This window comes from Pectobacterium aroidearum, from assembly GCF_041228105.1.
Taxonomy (GTDB): domain Bacteria; phylum Pseudomonadota; class Gammaproteobacteria; order Enterobacterales; family Enterobacteriaceae; genus Pectobacterium; species Pectobacterium aroidearum.
The window spans coordinates 5,155,696-5,172,740 of the sequence record NZ_CP166097.1 but is presented as its reverse complement, the minus strand read 5'-3'; the positions used below and the strand labels follow the sequence as shown (position 1 = coordinate 5,172,740).

At 51.7% G+C, this 17,045-nt stretch carries 14 protein-coding genes and 1 tRNA gene; 7 read left to right on the top strand and 8 right to left on the bottom strand.

What is annotated here, in order from left to right; genetic code table 11:
• Positions 1-151: 151 nt before the first annotated feature.
• From yihX to fabY, 3 genes are all read left to right on the top strand, one after another.
• Positions 152-763: a glucose-1-phosphatase gene (gene yihX, locus AB8809_RS23330; RefSeq protein WP_180778761.1), complete on the top strand. Its 612-nt coding sequence runs from the start codon at positions 152-154 to the stop codon at positions 761-763.
• A 64-nt stretch (positions 764-827) separates the two neighbouring features.
• A complete protein-coding gene (dtd, locus tag AB8809_RS23325; protein ID WP_015842298.1) occupies positions 828-1,265 on the top strand; it encodes a D-aminoacyl-tRNA deacylase in 438 nt (145 codons plus the stop codon).
• Positions 1,266-1,368: 103 nt separating this feature from the next.
• Positions 1,369-2,310 carry a fatty acid biosynthesis protein FabY gene (fabY, locus tag AB8809_RS23320; RefSeq protein ID WP_349856915.1) on the top strand — a complete coding sequence of 314 codons (942 nt, stop codon included), beginning with the start codon at positions 1,369-1,371 and terminating at the stop codon, positions 2,308-2,310.
• Between the two features lie 362 nt (positions 2,311-2,672).
• Here the strand turns inward: fabY and AB8809_RS23315 are convergent, their stop codons facing one another.
• The 8 genes from AB8809_RS23315 to AB8809_RS23280 form a co-directional block, all read right to left on the bottom strand.
• A complete protein-coding gene (locus AB8809_RS23315; RefSeq protein WP_349856914.1) occupies positions 2,673-4,367 on the bottom strand; it encodes an AsmA family protein in 1,695 nt (564 codons plus the stop codon).
• 157 nt (positions 4,368-4,524) lie between these two features.
• Entirely contained in the window at positions 4,525-5,913 is a 1,389-nt protein-coding gene (locus AB8809_RS23310) for an NCS2 family protein (protein ID WP_015842295.1), read from the bottom strand.
• Positions 5,914-6,079: 166 nt separating this feature from the next.
• Entirely contained in the window at positions 6,080-8,161 is a 2,082-nt protein-coding gene (gene recG / locus AB8809_RS23305) for an ATP-dependent DNA helicase RecG (RefSeq protein ID WP_349856941.1), read from the bottom strand.
• A complete protein-coding gene (trmH, locus tag AB8809_RS23300) occupies positions 8,161-8,853 on the bottom strand; it encodes a tRNA (guanosine(18)-2'-O)-methyltransferase TrmH (protein ID WP_014913643.1) in 693 nt (230 codons plus the stop codon). The genes recG and trmH overlap by 1 nt, the downstream gene beginning before the upstream one ends.
• Positions 8,854-8,858: 5 nt before the next feature.
• A complete protein-coding gene (gene spoT / locus AB8809_RS23295) occupies positions 8,859-10,958 on the bottom strand; it encodes a bifunctional GTP diphosphokinase/guanosine-3',5'-bis pyrophosphate 3'-pyrophosphohydrolase (RefSeq protein WP_015842293.1) in 2,100 nt (699 codons plus the stop codon).
• Between the two features lie 18 nt (positions 10,959-10,976).
• Positions 10,977-11,252, bottom strand: a complete 276-nt coding sequence (gene rpoZ, locus AB8809_RS23290; protein ID WP_005968230.1) for a DNA-directed RNA polymerase subunit omega — start codon at positions 11,250-11,252, stop codon at positions 10,977-10,979.
• A 53-nt stretch (positions 11,253-11,305) separates the two neighbouring features.
• Entirely contained in the window at positions 11,306-11,929 is a 624-nt protein-coding gene (gmk, locus tag AB8809_RS23285) for a guanylate kinase (RefSeq protein ID WP_015842292.1), read from the bottom strand.
• Between the two features lie 135 nt (positions 11,930-12,064).
• Positions 12,065-12,187, bottom strand: coding sequence for a hypothetical protein (locus AB8809_RS23280; protein WP_369986849.1), 123 nt, complete (start codon positions 12,185-12,187; stop codon positions 12,065-12,067).
• 63 nt (positions 12,188-12,250) lie between these two features.
• Here AB8809_RS23280 and ligB point away from each other — a divergent pair, with 63 nt between their 5' ends.
• The 4 genes from ligB to AB8809_RS23260 all read left to right on the top strand — a co-directional run bounded on the left by ligB (position 12,251) and on the right by AB8809_RS23260 (position 17,039).
• Positions 12,251-13,939, top strand: a complete 1,689-nt coding sequence (ligB, locus tag AB8809_RS23275; protein WP_349856911.1) for an NAD-dependent DNA ligase LigB — start codon at positions 12,251-12,253, stop codon at positions 13,937-13,939.
• 253 nt (positions 13,940-14,192) lie between these two features.
• Positions 14,193-15,872: a kdo(2)-lipid A phosphoethanolamine 7''-transferase gene (gene eptB, locus AB8809_RS23270; RefSeq protein ID WP_349856910.1), complete on the top strand. Its 1,680-nt coding sequence runs from the start codon at positions 14,193-14,195 to the stop codon at positions 15,870-15,872.
• Positions 15,873-16,003: 131 nt separating this feature from the next.
• Positions 16,004-16,080, top strand: a tRNA-Pro gene (locus AB8809_RS23265).
• A gap of 434 nt (positions 16,081-16,514) precedes the next feature.
• Positions 16,515-17,039 (top strand): Ail/Lom family outer membrane beta-barrel protein, encoded by a 525-nt coding sequence (locus tag AB8809_RS23260; RefSeq protein ID WP_256542619.1) that lies wholly within the window; start codon positions 16,515-16,517, stop codon positions 17,037-17,039.
• The last annotated feature ends 6 nt before the right edge of the window (positions 17,040-17,045 follow it).

Sequence of the window (17,045 nt, the reverse complement as noted above, 5' to 3'; positions counted from 1 at the left end):
ATTTGTATGGTTACGCAACAGGGCACCTTCGGGTGCCCTGAATTTTATGCACTTTCTTCCACTTTAACCTTTCCTTATATTTCCACCCTGTTCAGTTTCTCCATTTCCCGCTACAGTGAAAATCCTACGATTACGTCAGGAGGTGGCTGCCATGCTGTATATCTTTGATTTGGGTAATGTCGTCATCGATATTGATTTCAAAAGAGTATTAGGCGTCTGGAGTAATCTGAGTAGCGCGCCGCTCGCGACGTTGCAAGAACGTTTCGTTATGGGCGAAGCGTTTGAACAGCATGAGCGGGGTGAGATCAGCGATGAAGAATTTGCGACCAGACTATGTCAGGAAATGGGTATCGCTCTGAGCTTCGAGCAATTCACCGCAGGCTGGCAGGCTATCTTTGTCGCGTTGCGTCCTGAGGTTATCGACATCATGCAGCGCCTGCGTCAGGAAGGGCACCGCGTGGTGATTCTGTCGAACACCAACCGCCTTCATTGTTCACACTGGCCGGTGTTATTCCCGGAAGTGGGGGCAACGGCTGACAGGGTCTATCTGTCGCAAGATATTGGATTGCGTAAGCCGGAATTGGCGATTTATCAGTATGTCCTGACGCAGGAAGGTGTTACGCCAGCGCAGGCTGTCTTTTTTGACGATAATGCCGCGAACGTCGATGCTGCACAGAGTTTGGGCATTCACAGCATTCTGGTGACCGATCGTCAGGTGGTGCCGGATTTTTTTGCTATGCAGGCGGCGACAGCTAAAGCATGATTTATATCGCAGGGGCGGACACAGCCCCTATTGGGAATGACGACATCAGGAGTTGTTGGGTTTTATGATTGCGCTAATTCAGCGGGTTTCCAGCGCCAGCGTTACGGTGGAAGGCAAGGTTATTGGGGAGATCGATAAAGGTTTGCTGATCTTGCTGGGCGTTGAGCAGGGCGATGACGAACAAAAAGCCACGCGACTCTGTGAGCGCGTGTTGGGCTACCGCATATTCGGTGACGATGACGGGAAAATGAATCTCAATGTTCGTCAGGCTGGCGGCAATGTGCTGGTGGTTTCGCAGTTTACACTGGTGGCTGATACGCAGCGTGGCATGCGGCCTGGGTTTTCTCGCGGTGCACATCCCTCGGAGGCCGATCGCCTCTATCAGTATTTTGTCGGACAGTGTCGTGAACAAGGCGTTCACACGGAAACGGGGCAGTTTGCGGCAGATATGAAAGTGGCATTGGTGAATGACGGCCCGGTGACGTTCTGGCTACAGACATAACGTTGCAGGCACCGTTGCCGCTATTGCGCCGTGTATCCGTTTGTCAGCGGTCTGATCTTATGAACCCCGATGCAATAAGGCATCTCGGTATAGAGGAAGGGTTATGTATCATCTGAGAGTACCTGAAAGCGCAGAAGAACTGGATGCGTACTATCAATTCCGCTGGGAAATGCTGCGTAAACCTCTGCGCCAGCCGTTAGGCTCCGAGCGCGATGCCTACGATGCTCTGGCACATCACCAAACTGTGGTGGATGAACAGGGAAGGCTGGTCGCGATAGGCCGCCTTTCCATCAATGCGGATAATGAAGCGGCCATCCGTTTCCTGGCGGTTCATCCCGACGTGCGGGGGAAAGGGTTAGGCACGTTGCTTGCGATTACCCTGGAGTCCGTGGCGCGTCAGGAAGGCGTCAAGCGTGTGGTCTGTAGCGCCCGTGAAGACGCAATGGATTTCTTCTCCAAGCTGGGTTTTGTTAACCAGGGCGAAATCACTGCACCACAAACGACGCCTGTGCGGCACTTTCTGATGATTAAACCGGTGGCGACGCTGGATGATATTTTGCACCGCCCTGACTGGTGCGGACAGCTACAACAGGCCTGGTACGATCACATCCCTTTGAGTGAAAAGATGGGGGTGCGGATAAGCCAGTACACTGGGAAGAAATTTATCACCACCATGCCTGAAACGGGCAACCAAAACCCGCACCACACGCTTTTTGCCGGCAGCATGTTTTCTCTCGCGACGCTCACCGGTTGGGGGCTGATCTGGCTGCTGCTGCGTGAACGGCACCTCGGTGGAACGATTATTCTGGCGGATGCGCACATTCGTTACAGTGCGCCAGTCAGTGGCAGACCAAGTGCTATTGCTGATTTAGGGTCGCTGAGTGGCGATCTTGATCGTCTGGCGCGTGGGCGTAAGGCACGCGTGCAGTTAAATGTCGAGCTGTTCGGTGATGACAATAAAGGGGCGCTATTTGAAGGGGTGTATATCGTGCTGCCTGCCCAGCCGGATGCACCGCTGGAAGAAGGCGGTTCGGAAGTAGATTAACTCGCAGTGACCATATTATGATGGCCTTCCTATCGGAACATCACGCTGCATGTTAGCCAGCAGCATTTCGCCATAATAATACACGTGATTCTGACTGTGTGATGTTGCTGACAAAGTCCGTAGAGCGGGAGTAACGGATAGATCGTAAAGACGCTGCAAGTACGTCCATGTAAGCTCGGCTTGCGCAGATATGAATCTCATCCCTGAGATTCACCCTTTCAGGGCCGTCGCAAGCGACGTTCAAAAACGTTCCTGACGTTTTTGTCCCTGGCGCAAACGCTTTACTCTTCTATTCCGTTACTCCCGTTTCCATTTGGTAAATAGATTTGCCAACGGCCTGGCCCCGTGTATTGAAAGCGCAATCATTCTTGCGTTTCTGCCACGGTTCCCTGATGCATTTGCTGTCTGATTGGGCGATCGTTGCTATCCACACCCTGCAGCGTACCGTTTAGCGTTGGCTTCAGCGGTGTATCGGCGGCAAGCCGCCCATTCAACTGTAATTGCAGATTCGTGTTGCCTGTCGGTGCGGTTGCGGGTTCTGGCCATCCCCAGCGCGTCAGAACATCCAGCGGCACGGCGCGCCCCGTCAGCGACAGGGATAAATTACGTGCCGGTTGCTGGCTGATGGTCGCCTTGGCCTCCAGCATGCCATTTTGCGTAAATGCGCTGAGTTCGTTAATGGCGATCTGGTTATCGTTGGCTACCAGTGCCAGTGAAGGGCGGCGCACATCGACTTTATTGAACGTCGCGTCGCTGGCATTAAGATTCAACGATCCTGTCCAGACCCCCCACTGGTGGTCGCGTGCTAACAGCAAATCACTGCCGTAGCCATCCAGTGCGGTGAGCTGGAACGGGAAATCCGGGTTGATATCGATCAGCAGGTTGCGATTGGCCGTGAATTTTCGCACATTCACTTCTGCCAGCCATGATGGCAGCGTCGCTTGCCACCGCTGACGCCAGTCGCCGGGGAGTGTGTACTCCATCCCTGCGACAACAAATTCGTTCAGCTGTAAGCGTCGATTACTACGTTGCCAGTTGCCGTTGGTTCGCAGTAAACCGCCTTCCCAGCGTGTGGAAAACTGTTTGATGTTAACGCCTGCCGGTGACAAATCCAGATTCACGATAGGGTCGATAAGGTGCATGTTGCCGTTCACAATATCGGTTGCATTGAACGACAGCGTTCCCCCTTCGCTTTGCCAGTCATTCTGCTTAAACGTGACATTTTGCAGGGCAACATCCAGATCGATAAACGCCCATCCCGGCCCTTCAATACGAGCATCAATCAGATCAAATCGGTTGACCGTAACGGAAGGCAGCTCGGTCACTGGCTGCCAGAAGGCTTCCGGCGTTCTCTGTGTTTGCAAACGGACATTGCTGAGTCGCAGGTTACCGATCTGCCAACTGCCGTCTTCCGCGCGGCTGGCGTTGCCTGTTAGCTGCCCTTGAGCAACATCGGCGCCGAAATTGTTCAGAATCAGCTGGTTATGGTTGATTTCGCCCTGAACTAAGACCTGGCTGGCGGGAATATCGTTAAGTTCGAGTGAACGGGCGCTGAGCTGGAACTGCCCCTGCTTGCCCAGTAGATAGCCCGCCTCGGGTTGCCACGGCGTCATCCCGCCGTTGATCTGCTGGCCATTCAGGCGCCAATCACCGTCCTTTGCCTGCAGTGCCATCGTACGCAGCTGTAGCACATCGGCTTCGATAGGGAGTGTGGCGGCCTGTGAAGAAAGGTTTAACGTACCGCCTTCTAGCTCCAGACTGGCAAAATGACGTGGTTCGGTAAGTTGACGCACGCTAAACCCGGCTAAAACCTGCTTGGCGGTGAGCGTCGGCGGCTGGTTTTTCTGACCAAAACTGACATCGGTGAGTTGGATGTGATCGGCTGTTGACCAATCATGATTGATTTTTCCCAGTGACAACTGGTAGTCGGTGTTCTGGTTTACCCAATTACTTACCCAGCCTGCCGCCCAACTGGTTTGCAGTAATACGTATACGACTACCAGCGCTAAAAAGGCTAGCAGCAGTAGGGTCAGCAATAATTTCCCGATAAATTTCATCGTGTCAGTCCATGCCAATCGTCAGGGAGAACTGTTCTTATGCCGCAATTTCCCTGAAGGCTCAATAGGTAATGCTGTTACAGACAGTAAAAAGCGAGCGGTGTTGCATCACCGCTCGCTTTTACATGAACTGAACAGAAATTATTGCGGGCTGGCGCTATTTTTCTTCGTGTGGGAAAACCAAATTCAGCACGATTGCGGTAATCCCGCCAGCGGCAATACCGGAAGACAGTAATGTTTTAATCCAATCCGGCGCAAATTGCAGAATCAGCGGCTGCTGAGACACGCCAAGGCCAACGGCCAGCGACAGCGCAATAATCATGATTGCGCGACGGTTCAACGGCTCACGGGACACAATGCGCACACCGGACGCCGCGATCGTACCAAACATTACGATAGTGGCGCCGCCCAGAACCGGCTCTGGAATATGCTGCACAAATCCGCTAACGGCAGGGAACAACCCCAGTGCGATCAGCATCAGTGAAACCACGAAACCCACATAGCGGCTGGCAACGCCAGTAAGCTGGATGACGCCGTTATTCTGGCCGAAGCAAGAGTTAGGGAAGGTATTGAATACGGCGGAAAGGCAAGAGTTCAGGCCATTGGCCAGCACGCCGCCTTTCAAACGTTTCATGTACAGCGGGCCTCTGACTGGCTGCTCAGAAACGTCGGAGGTTGCAGTGATGTCACCGATGGTTTCCAACGACGTCACCATGAAGACCAGCATCAGCGGGATCAACAGGTTCCAGTCAAAGCCTAAACCGTAATACAGCGGTGTTGGCACCATGATAGCTGTATCGTGTTGCGAGGATGTGTTTTCCGGCAGCATACCCATTAGCCAGGCACCCAGATAACCCACCGCCATGGCAATCACCAGCGAGGCGACGCGCAGGTAGGGGTTACGCTGGCGGTTCAGCAGAATAATAACCAGCAATACCACACCTGCCAGCAATAAGTTCTTAGGCGCACCGAAGGTGTTATTACCCATAGCGGCATAACCGCCGCCGATAGAAGTCAGGCCGACCTGAATCAGCGACAGACCAATGATCATCACCACAATGCCGGAAACCAGCGGGGTAATGATGCGGCGGGTTAAATGCAGGAAGCGTGAAAGAATGATTTCAGTGAAGGATGCGACCATCAGCGTACCGAACAGCGCCGCCATCATGGTGGGAACATCTGCGCCACCATTCTTCAGTGCCAATCCACCCATAATCAGTGGCGTCACGAAGTTAAAGCTGGTGCCCTGAATAGACAGCAGGCCAGAACCGACGGGGCCCCAGGTTTTAATTTGTAGAATAGAGGCCAGACCGGAAGCGAAAAGCGACATGCTGATGATGCGCTGCGTATCATGAGCGGGTAAACCCAATGCCTGACAGATCAGTAGCGCGGGGGTAATCACCGCAACAAACATGGCCAACAGGTGCTGGCTGGCGGCGAACAGCGTTTGCGGCAGCGGCGGCCTGTCTTCAAGACGATAGATGAGTTCACTGCGCTGAGGTGCGGCAGCGGCTTCTGTTTGGGACGTTTCCGTGGTGGTAGTCATGATGTAAGTTGGCGTTCCTGAAACGACAAAGAGCGCATTTTAATGATCTCTTTGTCGAAAGCAAACGTTTGCTAACGCATCTTTTCGATATGAATTTCGTCTGATAAGCAAAGCCTTATTATTTAACGGGATACTTTTGGGGGAAATGAAGAATGCGCTGCTGCGATTAGGCGTTGGTGTAGCGTGCGCGCTCGGGTAGCCAGCGTTCAATTAGCGCAATGGCATGTTCGGGGTAGTGTTCATGGAGATGGCGCGCAACGCGCTGCACCTGCGGAATCAAGTCCTGATCGCGCAGGAGGTCGGCCACTTTGAACTCGGCATTCCCCGTTTGTCGCGTACCTAATAATTCACCCGGTCCACGAATTTCCAGATCGCGCTGAGCGATCACAAAGCCATCGTTGCTATCGCGTAGAACCTGAAGCCGTTTCTGTGCGGTTTTGCTCATTGGCGTTTTGTAGAGCAGTACACAGTGAGACGCAACTGCGCCGCGTCCGACGCGCCCGCGCAACTGGTGCAGTTGCGCCAGACCCAAACGCTCCGGGTTCTCAATGATCATCAGACTGGCGTTGGGGACATCCACGCCCACCTCGATGACGGTGGTCGCCACCAGCAGTTGTAGTTCGCCCTGTTTGAAAGCCTGCATCACCGCCTGCTTTTCCTGTGCTTTCATGCGGCCATGAACCAACCCGACCTTGAGATTCGGCAGCGCAGCCTTCAACTCTTCGCTGGTGGCTTCTGCCGCCTGTGCTTCTAGTAGATCGGATTCTTCGATCAGCGTACACACCCAATAGGCCTGCCGCCCTTCCTGCTGGCAGGCGCTATTCACGCGCTCGATGATATCGTTGCGACGTGAATCCGGTATGGCGACCGTGGTGACGGGCGTTCTGCCCAGCGGCAGTTCATCAATGACGGACGTATCCAGATCGGCATAGGCAGTCATCGCCAGCGTGCGGGGAATCGGTGTGGCGGTCATAATCAATTGATGGGGATGAAAGCCCTGTTCTTCGCCTTTTTCCCACAGCGCAAGGCGTTGATGCACGCCAAAGCGGTGTTGTTCATCAATAATGACTAACGCCAGCCCGTTGAATTTCACCTGCTGCTGAAAAATGGCGTGCGTCCCGACCACCATGGAAACCTGGCCGTTAGCGATAGCGTCCTGCTGTGCCTGACGCGCTTTTCCTTTCTGTTTACCAGCCAGCCAGCCCACTTCAAGCCCCAGTGGTTCAAACCACTGACGGAAATTATGGGCGTGCTGTTCGGCCAATAGCTCTGTAGGTGCCATCAGCGCGACCTGTTTGCCGTTAGCAATGGCACGCAATGCAGCCAGCGCGGCGACCAGCGTTTTCCCTGAGCCCACATCGCCCTGCACCAGACGCATCATCGGGAAATCTTTTGCCATATCCGCTTCAATCTCCGCCACGACACGTTTTTGCGCCTGAGTGGGGTTGAACGGCAGCGCGGCGAGCAGGCGTTGCTTAAGGCCGTCTTGAGCCTGTAGCGGCGAGGCTTTATGTCGCTGCTCACCGGCCCGTACGGCGAGCATACTCAGATTATGCGCCAGCAGTTCTTCCATAATCAGCCGCTGCTGCGCCGGGTGTTTCCCGTGTTCCAGCTCGCTGAGCTGCATATCCGGTGGGGGACGATGTAACGTGCGCAGCGCATCCGGCAGGCTAATGAGGGAACGGCTCAGGGATTCAGGCAGTAACTCATCGATGTGGTTGGCGGCGAGCAGCTCCAGCGCCTGATCGGTGAGTTTGCGTAGCGTTGCCTGACGAATACCCTCTGTGGAGGGATAAACCGGCGTGAGTGATTCTTGTAGCTCGACCTGCGTATTATCCCCTTGAACACGGTATTCAGGATGGATGATTTCCGCGCCGATTTTGCCGCGCTTGATTTCGCCATAAGCCGTAACGCGCTGTCCCGGTGCGAGACTGTTTTTCATCGCCGCATTGAAATTGAAGAAGCGCATGGTCAGCATGCCGCTGCCATCACTGATTTGGCAGGTCAACATGCGACGGCTGCCAAAGGTGATGTCGTTGCGTAGGATTTCACCTTCCACAGTGGCATACATGCCGGGAAGGAGATCGCCAATGGGGTAAAGGTGCGTGCGGTCTTCGTAGCGTAAAGGCAGATGTAGCAGGAGATCCTGCACGGTTTCCAGCCCAAGTCGCGCAAGCTTCGCTGCCTGACTCGCACCCACGCCGGCGAGTGTACTCAGCGGTTGGGTGTTTAGCAGGCGGCCTTTCATCAGCACTCCGACGATTGCATCGCGGCCCACCACGGGGTATCCGCTACAATCTGACCCTGATGGTCAATATAAGGACGAGGGAGCCCTTTGCGCTTCGCGACGCGTGCCAGTACCGGATAGCCCCCTTCAAACAGCAGGCGCTGTTGCTCTTCTTCATCCAGCGGGCTGTCTTCACGCTGGTACATGCCGGCAATCTGGCGCTGACGCTGCGCTTCATACAGGATCAACGCCGAGGCTACGGAGACATTCAGCGATTGCACCATGCCAGTCATCGGAATAATGATGTCCCGATCGGCCAGCTTGAGCGCTTCGGCAGTAATCCCGGTTTTTTCTTGTCCGAGCAGAATGCAGGTCGGGCGGGTGTAATCAATTTCCCGAAAATCGACCGCGTGTTCAGACAAATTGGTCGCCAGAACCTGCATGCCTTCTGCTTTCAGGTGGCCGACTGCATCACCGATATTGCGATGAGTTTTCACCTGAACCCAGCTATTGCTGCCTGCGGCGGAGGAAACCAGCGTTTTCATCCGGCTGGTGGGCCAAATCGCATGAACCTGATGCACGCCGACGGCATCTGCGGTACGGATAACGGCAGAAATGTTGTGGGGCTTATGCACCTGCTCCATGCAAATCGTCAGATCGGGCTGACGGCAGTTGAGCATTTCTTTTATGCGTGCATAACGTTGAGGGGTCATGACGATTAATTTCGGTTACGGTTAACTTTGATGACATCCGGCATCACGCGAATTTTACGCATAATATTGGCCAGATGAACGCGATCGAGGGTGGTAAGACGGATAAAGGCGCTGTATACGCGGCCGTCTCTCTCTTCCGTGTTGATGCTCTGAATATTGGAATTCGCGGCATTGATCGCTGCCGTCAGGTTAGCCAATGCGCCCTGATGGTTGAACATATCGACTTTGATTTCAGCGATGAACTCTTGTTCCGTCACCTTATCCCACTCTACTGCCATGAATTTTTCAGGTTCTTTCTGATAGCCGCGAATGTTGCGACAGGATTCATGGTGGATAACCAGCCCTTTACCGGGGCTGACGTGGGCGATGATCGGGTCGCCGGGGATAGGGCGGCAGCATTTGGCAAATGAGATCATGACGCCATCTGCACCTTTGATCGGCAACTTGCGCAGCCCGGTGGTTCCCAGCTCAGACTGTTCGTTCAGCAGATTCTTCGCCACGACGACGCTCATGGCATTACCCATACCAATTTCCGCCATCAAATCGTCCAGCGTAGCGAGCTTCATGCGATCGAGCTCAAGCTGAATAGATTTCTCAGGGATATCGGAAAGTTTACGGCCATTGCCCAGCGCGTGGTTCAGTAAACGGCGGCCGAGGCTCACGGAATCATCACGCTTGAGGTTTTTCAGCATCTGGCGGATTTTAGAACGCGCTCTTGAGCTCACGACAAAGTTAAGCCATGCGGCGTTGGGTCTGGCACCTGGTGCGGTGATGATTTCAACGGTTTGGCCGCTGGTGAGCGACTGTGATAGCGGGTAAGGCTGACGATCGACGCGTGCGCCGACGCACGCATGGCCGATATCGGTGTGTACCGCGTAGGCGAAATCGACGGGCGTCGCACCTGCGGGGAGTTCCACAATACGGCCTTCCGGCGTGAAGACGTACATCTCGTCAGGGAAGAGATCGGACTTCACGCTTTCGATAAATTCAAATGAGCTACCGGCGCTTTGCTGAAGTTCCAGCAGGCTCTGCATCCAGCGTTGGGCGCGTACTTGAGCAGTAGTACTGCTCTCGCCTTCTTTATAAGCCCAGTGCGCGGCGACACCCATTTCCGCCATTTGATCCATGTCGTCGGTGCGAATTTGTACTTCAACCGGCACGCCGTGCGGACCAATCAGCGACGTGTGCAGCGATTGATAGCCGTTGGCTTTGGGAATAGCGATATAGTCTTTCACCCGACCCGGGCGCGGCTTATACAGGCTGTGAACCTGACCGAGCACGCGATAGCAGGTGTCCAGCTCTTTGACGATGACCCGAAACGCGTAGATATCCATGATGGAATGAAAACGCTGCTCTTTCAGGTGCATTTTGCAATAGATGGAGTACAGGTGTTTTTCGCGGCCGCTGACGCGGCAGGCAATCCCGGCTTCCGTCAAACGCCCTTCGATTTCCGACAGGATTTTCTGGATCATTTCCTTGCGGTTACCGCGCGCGGCCTTGACGACCTCTTTAATGACGCGATAACGGTTCGGATACAGCGCCTCAAAACCCAGTTCTTCCAACTCGGTTTTGAGGTGATGGATACCCAGTCGGTGTGCCAGCGGACTGTATATTTCCAGTGTTTCGCGGGCAATGCGGCGACGTTTGTCTGGGCGTAATGAGCCCAATGTACGCATGTTATGGGTACGGTCTGCGAGTTTGATCAGGATGACGCGAATGTCTTGCACCATCGCCATGATCATTTTGCGAAAGTTTTCAGCCTGCGCTTCTTTCTTATCGCGGAACTTCAGTTTATCCAGCTTGGACACGCCCTCTACCAGTTCAGCAACGCTTTTACCAAAAAGCTGTTCCATGTCCTGATAGGTGGCGGGGGTGTCTTCTATGACATCATGCAGCAGTGCTGCCATCAGCGTTTCGTAATCGAGACGCATCTCCGCCAGAATACAGGCGACGGCAACAGGGTGTGTGATATAGGGTTCACCGCTGGAGCGAGTCTGCCCCTCGTGAGCATCACGTGCAACTAAGTAAGCCTGCTGTAAACGTTTGATCTGATCTTCTGGCAGATAACGTTGAATCAGCAGATTAAGGCTTTCAAAAATGTACAAGGGCGACTCGTGGTGTGATTAACGACGGCCTTCAGCAATCGCGGTAACCGCCTGAATCTCTGCGGCTTCCTGCTCTTGCTGTTCCTGACGGTCACGAACATCCAGAATCTGGTTGTTGATCAGACCTTCTTCGATTTCACGCAGTGCGATCACGGTGTACTTATCGTTTTCTTCAGGAACCAGCGGATCTTTGCCGCCAGTCTGGATTTGACGGGCGCGACGAGCAGCGACCAACACCAGGTCAAAACGGTTACCAATTTTCTCTACAGCGTCTTGAACAGTTACGCGTGCCATAATGTGCTACTCCACAGGAAATAAAATGACTGGGCATCATACTGAAAGAGGCGTCAGTCTGCCAATAGTTTGGTGATTAATGCATCATGCCGAACCTGTTGTCTGCTCAAACGCAGACGTTCGGCGCGAATAATGGTTTTCAGATCGAGCAACGCCAAATCGAAATCATCATTCACAATCAGGTAATCATACTCGCCGTAGTGCGTCATTTCAGCCACAGCCTGAGACATACGGCGGGCAATGACGTCATCGCTGTCTTGTCCACGGCCACGCAGGCGGCGAGCCAGTTCTTCTTTTGACGGCGGCAGAATGAAAATACTGCGCGCGTGCGGCATCTGGGCACGGATTTGCTGAGCGCCTTGCCAGTCGATATCCAGAAAGACATCAACACCCGTCGCTAATACCTGCTCAATGGCTGGTCGGGATGTACCGTAGTAATTGCCAAAGACTTCAGCGTGTTCCAGAAACTCGTTATCCTGAATCATACGCTTAAATTCATCGACTTCGACGAAGAAATAGTGTTCGCCGTGGTTTTCTCCTGGTCGTTTAGCCCGAGTGGTATGCGAAATCGATACCTGAGTGTCATAAAGCGGCTGGGTTTTTAATAACGCCTGAATCAGGCTGGATTTCCCGGCTCCACTGGGAGCAGAAACGATATATAACGTGCCTTGAGCCATAATGAAGTTTTATTCATGGTTACGATGGTGAATGTAGATATGCGGCAGGAGAATGCGCATATCCCCGCATTATACACGCCAATATGTCATCAGTCGCGCTGCGATAAATTCTCCGCTGACTGTTTTTTCGTTATGTCACCGGATAAATCTTTTGCCAACGTGTCTTTTTGATATTGCGACGCGCGTTCCTGTCTTTTTTACTGGCTCTGCAAACGATAAATCATCTTGCGGCGCGTTTGGCAATTCTCCTTTTTTCACCTCGTATTCTCCTCTTTGTTGCTATGTACTGCGGCCATTCGCTACTGGATGGCTGGAGGGATTATGTGGCTCAGGGTTTGCGCATTTTTGATCATCATTGTTGGGGGAATCAGCGGTTTTTCGGCTGCGGCCGGGGTCTGCCCCGATTGGGATAATACCCGCTCCAGAAAAGAAATTGATGCATTACGTCAGCAGTTAGAACAGTGGGATGACGTGTATTACACCGAAGGGAAAAGCCCGGTAGCAGACGATGTTTATGATCAACTGCGAGAGCAGTTAAACCAGTGGCTAGGCTGTTTTCAGCCCCAAAGCGTTGCTCCTGTCCGGTTACCCGATCATGGCAAGCAACTTCATCCCGTTGCTCATACGGGATTGAAGAAATTGTCCGATCGCGAGCAGTTGGTGCCATGGATCGCTCAGCGTGAGGATGTATGGATTCAGCCAAAAGTTGATGGTGTGGCCGTTACGCTGTTCTATCAGCACGGCAAGCTCGAATCTGCGGTTAGCCGGGGTAACGGCCTGCAAGGCGAAGACTGGACGGAAAAAGTTCGTCTGATTCCAGGAATCCCTCATTTATTAACCAATGTACCTTCCTTATTGGTGTTACAGGGAGAGCTTTTCCTGAAGATGACCGATCATCGCCAGCATATTCAGGGCGGTGTGAATGCGCGCTCGGTGGTGGCAGGTGAAATGCGCCGTCATCAGCCATCTCCCGTGTTGTCGCAGATTGGCCTGTTTATCTGGGAATGGCCGGATGGCCCAAAGACGATGCCTGAACGCCTGGAGAAATTAACGGAAATGGGGTTTGCCATGACGGCGGACTATACCCATGCTATTGGGTCATTCGCCGACGCGGAAAAATGGCGCCATTATTGGTATCACAACCCGCTGCCCTTCGTGACGGATGGCGTGGTTCTCCGTCAGACTAAAGAGCCTCAGGGGCGCTATTGGCGTAATACATCCGCCGACTGGGCGATAGCGTGGAAATATCCGCCTGTTCATCAGGTTGCGGAAGTCACTGATGTTGTATTTTCTGTCGGGCGGACGGGTAAGCTCGCCGTGGTGTTAAAACTTAATCCTCTGAAACTGGATGATAAATCGGTCAGCAGGGTGAATGTGGGTTCGCTGTCTCGTTGGAAACAGTGGGACGTGTTGCCCGGCGATCGGGTGAGCGTCAGTCTGGCGGGTCAGGGGATCCCACGTCTGGATAACGTGGTATGGCGTAGCACTGAGCGGCCTGCCATCGCTTCCCCCAGTGAACATGATTTCCATGCTTTTAGCTGTTTTCGGTATAGTACGGTTTGCCAACAGCAATTTCTGGCGCGCTTGGTCTGGTTGAGTGGAGAACATGGGTTAAACCTGACGGGAGTGCGTGACGGAATGTGGCTGCGCTTGATGCAACATGGTTTACTGGAAGATGTGCTGTCGTGGTTATCTTTGACGGAGGCACAGCTTAATGCAGTCACTGGCATGGGTGATAAACGGGCGCGAGATATCTATAAGAGCTTGCAGTCGGCACGACAGATGCCGTTATCCCGCTGGCTACTTGCGCTGGGTCTTCCTATTCCCCGTTCCGCAGTTAGCGCATTGGATCATGTGAATTGGCTAGCATTACAGCAATGGACAGCACAACAGTGGCGACAGTTTTCTGGTATTGGAGAACGACGAGCTGAAGAGATTATGGCATTCCTAAAGCATCCTGCTGTTGTGGAATTCATTGCCCGCTTAGATGCCGAAGGCATACATAGATAAGCGTTGGTGATTTTTCAGAGCAGATTGGGATCGCATTTTTTATTTTTTCGTAGATTCATTCACATAAAAGGTTCATTTTTCATGTTTTCTTCACGTAATCATAAGTAAAATTTACGAATTAAACGATCTAAGCCTATTTGCTATTTTGCGATATAAAATGCCGAGAGTCGGGGTATTTCTGTTGAACTCAGACATAGGGATGTTGTCGTATAGCTTCAGATAATAAGAAAGGTTTGTTGGAGCACTTGTCATAATGAAGTTTGTAGCATCTTTTTCGCAACCCAAATTATCGTTTGTCCTGGCAATTTATATTGGTCTTTTTCTCAATATCTCAGTGTATTATCGCCGAGTTGATTATTTTTCACTCTCTGCTGGTAATCAGGTTCCAACGTTTATTCCCGCTCTTGTCGAATTGACGGCGAGTATCTTATTCACCTTTTTCCTGATGAGAATTATTTCACTCGGGGGACGTCGTTTTTATCGGGTTATCGCTTCTCTCCTGGTGCTGATTTCCGTTGCTGCCAGCTATTACATGACGTTTTTTAATGTCGTGATCGGCTATGGCATCATTGCTGCGGTCATGACCACCGATATTGATCTTTCTAAAGAAGTTATTGGTTTTCGTTTTTTCCTATGGATGTTGGTGGTAAGTGCGCTGCCGCTGTTTTTGATCTGGAAGAACTCGCTGCGCCATACGCTGATCGAACAGCTTAAATCGCCGGGGAAGCGTTTAATTCCTCTTCTGGTTCTTGTCGCCGTCGTTGCGCTGGTTTGGATGCCGATTCGCTATATGGACAACATTCAGTCAGTGTCCGAGCGGGAGTCTAATGTGGATTTGCCTAGCTATGGCGGTGTCGTCGCTCACTCGTATTTGCCTTCTAACTGGTTGTCTGCGTTAGGTTTATTTGCGTACACGAAGTATGACGAAAGTCAGGACTCCTCCAATCTTTTCGATCCGGCTCAGCATTTTACTTATGTCCCGCCAAAAGGCATTGATGATACCTATGTGATTTTCATTATCGGTGAAACCACCCGCTGGGATCATATGGGGTTATTAGGCTACGAGCGCGATACGACGCCAAAGTTATCGAAAGAAAAGAATCTGGTCGCATTCCGTGGTCAGTCATGTGATACCTCAACCAAGCTTTCCATGCGCTGTATGTTTGTGCGAGAAGGCGGTACGGAAGATAACCCGCAGCGAACGCTGAAAGAGCAGAACATCTTTGCCGTGCTGAAAGAGCTGGGTTTTACCTCTGAGCTGTTTGCTATGCAAAGTGAAGTGTGGTTCTACAATAGCATTGAGGCGAACAACTACTCTTTCCGCGAAATGATTGCGTCAGAGAAACACAATGACGGTAAATCGGTGCAGGACATGTTGCTGGTCGATGAGGTTAAGGAATCGCTGGCACGTTATCCCAAAGGCAAGCATTTGATCGTGCTGCATACCAAAGGTTCCCATTACCTGTATTCCATGCGCTATCCTCGCAGCTATGCGCGTTATCAGCCGGAGTGTATGGGCGTTGATGCCTCCTGTTCGCGTGAGCAGTTGATTAATGCTTTCGATAATAGCGTGCTCTATACCGATAGCTTTATTGATAGCGTGATCGATCAGGTTCGGGATAAGAAAGCTATCGTGTTTTATGCTTCCGATCACGGTGAATCGATTGATGAAAACTATCATCTGCACGGCACGCCGCGTCAGATGGCGCCGCCCGAGCAGTTTCGTTCACCAATGATGGTGTGGACGTCGGATAAGTTTCTGGCTGATACCGATAATCTGCAAGCGTTTGAGCAGTTGAAAGCTCAGCAGCGCGTTGGTAAAACACATCGCCATGAAGAGCTGTTTGATACGATTCTTGGATGCCTGGGATACACATCGCCTGACGGCGGTATTAACCCTAAAAATAACTGGTGTCAGAGACCCGCTAATTGACATGAATCACGGACAAGGACGTCGGTTTCAGGCTGCCAATGCAAGAGATGGACACTTTAGCGGCAGCCGAAATCCTTTTGCTAAAAAGGTATTGACGCTCCAATAGGGTAGCAGTAAGATGCGCCCGCATTCGGCGAGTAGCGCAGCTTGGTAGCGCAACTGGTTTGGGACCAGTGGGTCGGAGGTTCGAATCCTCTCTCGCCGACCACCTTTCTTCCTCCGTAAGTCATTCTCAATTTTTCCCCTGTTCGATATCGTCTATTCACACTATTCGTTTATAAAACCGTTCGTTTATAAAACTGTTCGATTATAAGAATTGCCCTTTGCCATACTAATCCTTTATAAAAATAGGGTTTTATTCTGGCGCTTTCTGATGTCATGAATTGCTATATTTTCCGCGTTTTTAGTTCAGAATGTTCCCAAAAACCGAACGATAAATAGTGGGTTAATTATCCTCTTCGTTATTTATCTTTTTGTTTTTTAATAATTAAATCCAGAATTTCCCTCTATTGTTTAAAAATAAGACTGACTTTACCTAACCGTATTTAAATGTAAGTTTATGTGCGGTCAACATTCGCGATAGTTATATATTCGCTTTGTTGGAATCGTCTTTTTTATTCAAACATGGAAGATGTTTCGATCATGAAAAAAACAACGCTGCTGCTTTCCACTCTACTTGCTTGTGCCATGGGAATGTCTGTTGCTCAGGCAACACAAACGGTATCTTTGGGTTATGCTCAGGCGAAAGTCGATGACTTTAAAGATCCAAAAGGGATTACCGCAAAATACCATTATCAAGGTGATTCCGATCTCGGCATTATTGGCTCTTTCACTTATGTGAGCGCGGAGCAAACAGAGTATTATCAGAATTCAAGCAGTGATGTTTATAAGTTGAAATACTATTCACTCATGGCTGGGCCATCCTACCGTTTTAACGAATATGTCAGCGTTTATGGCTTGGCGGGTATTGGGCGCGGTAAATCCAGTTGGGAAGAGGGAGATGCTGTCCGTGAATCGGGTAGTGAAAGTAAATCCAGCTTTGCTTACGGTGCCGGTATTCAAATTACGCCAGTAGCAAACTGGGCGATTGATATTGGCTACGAAGGCACGAAAATTTATGAAACGCGTGTCGATGCCTTTAATATTGGCGTCGGCTATCGTTTCTGATTTATC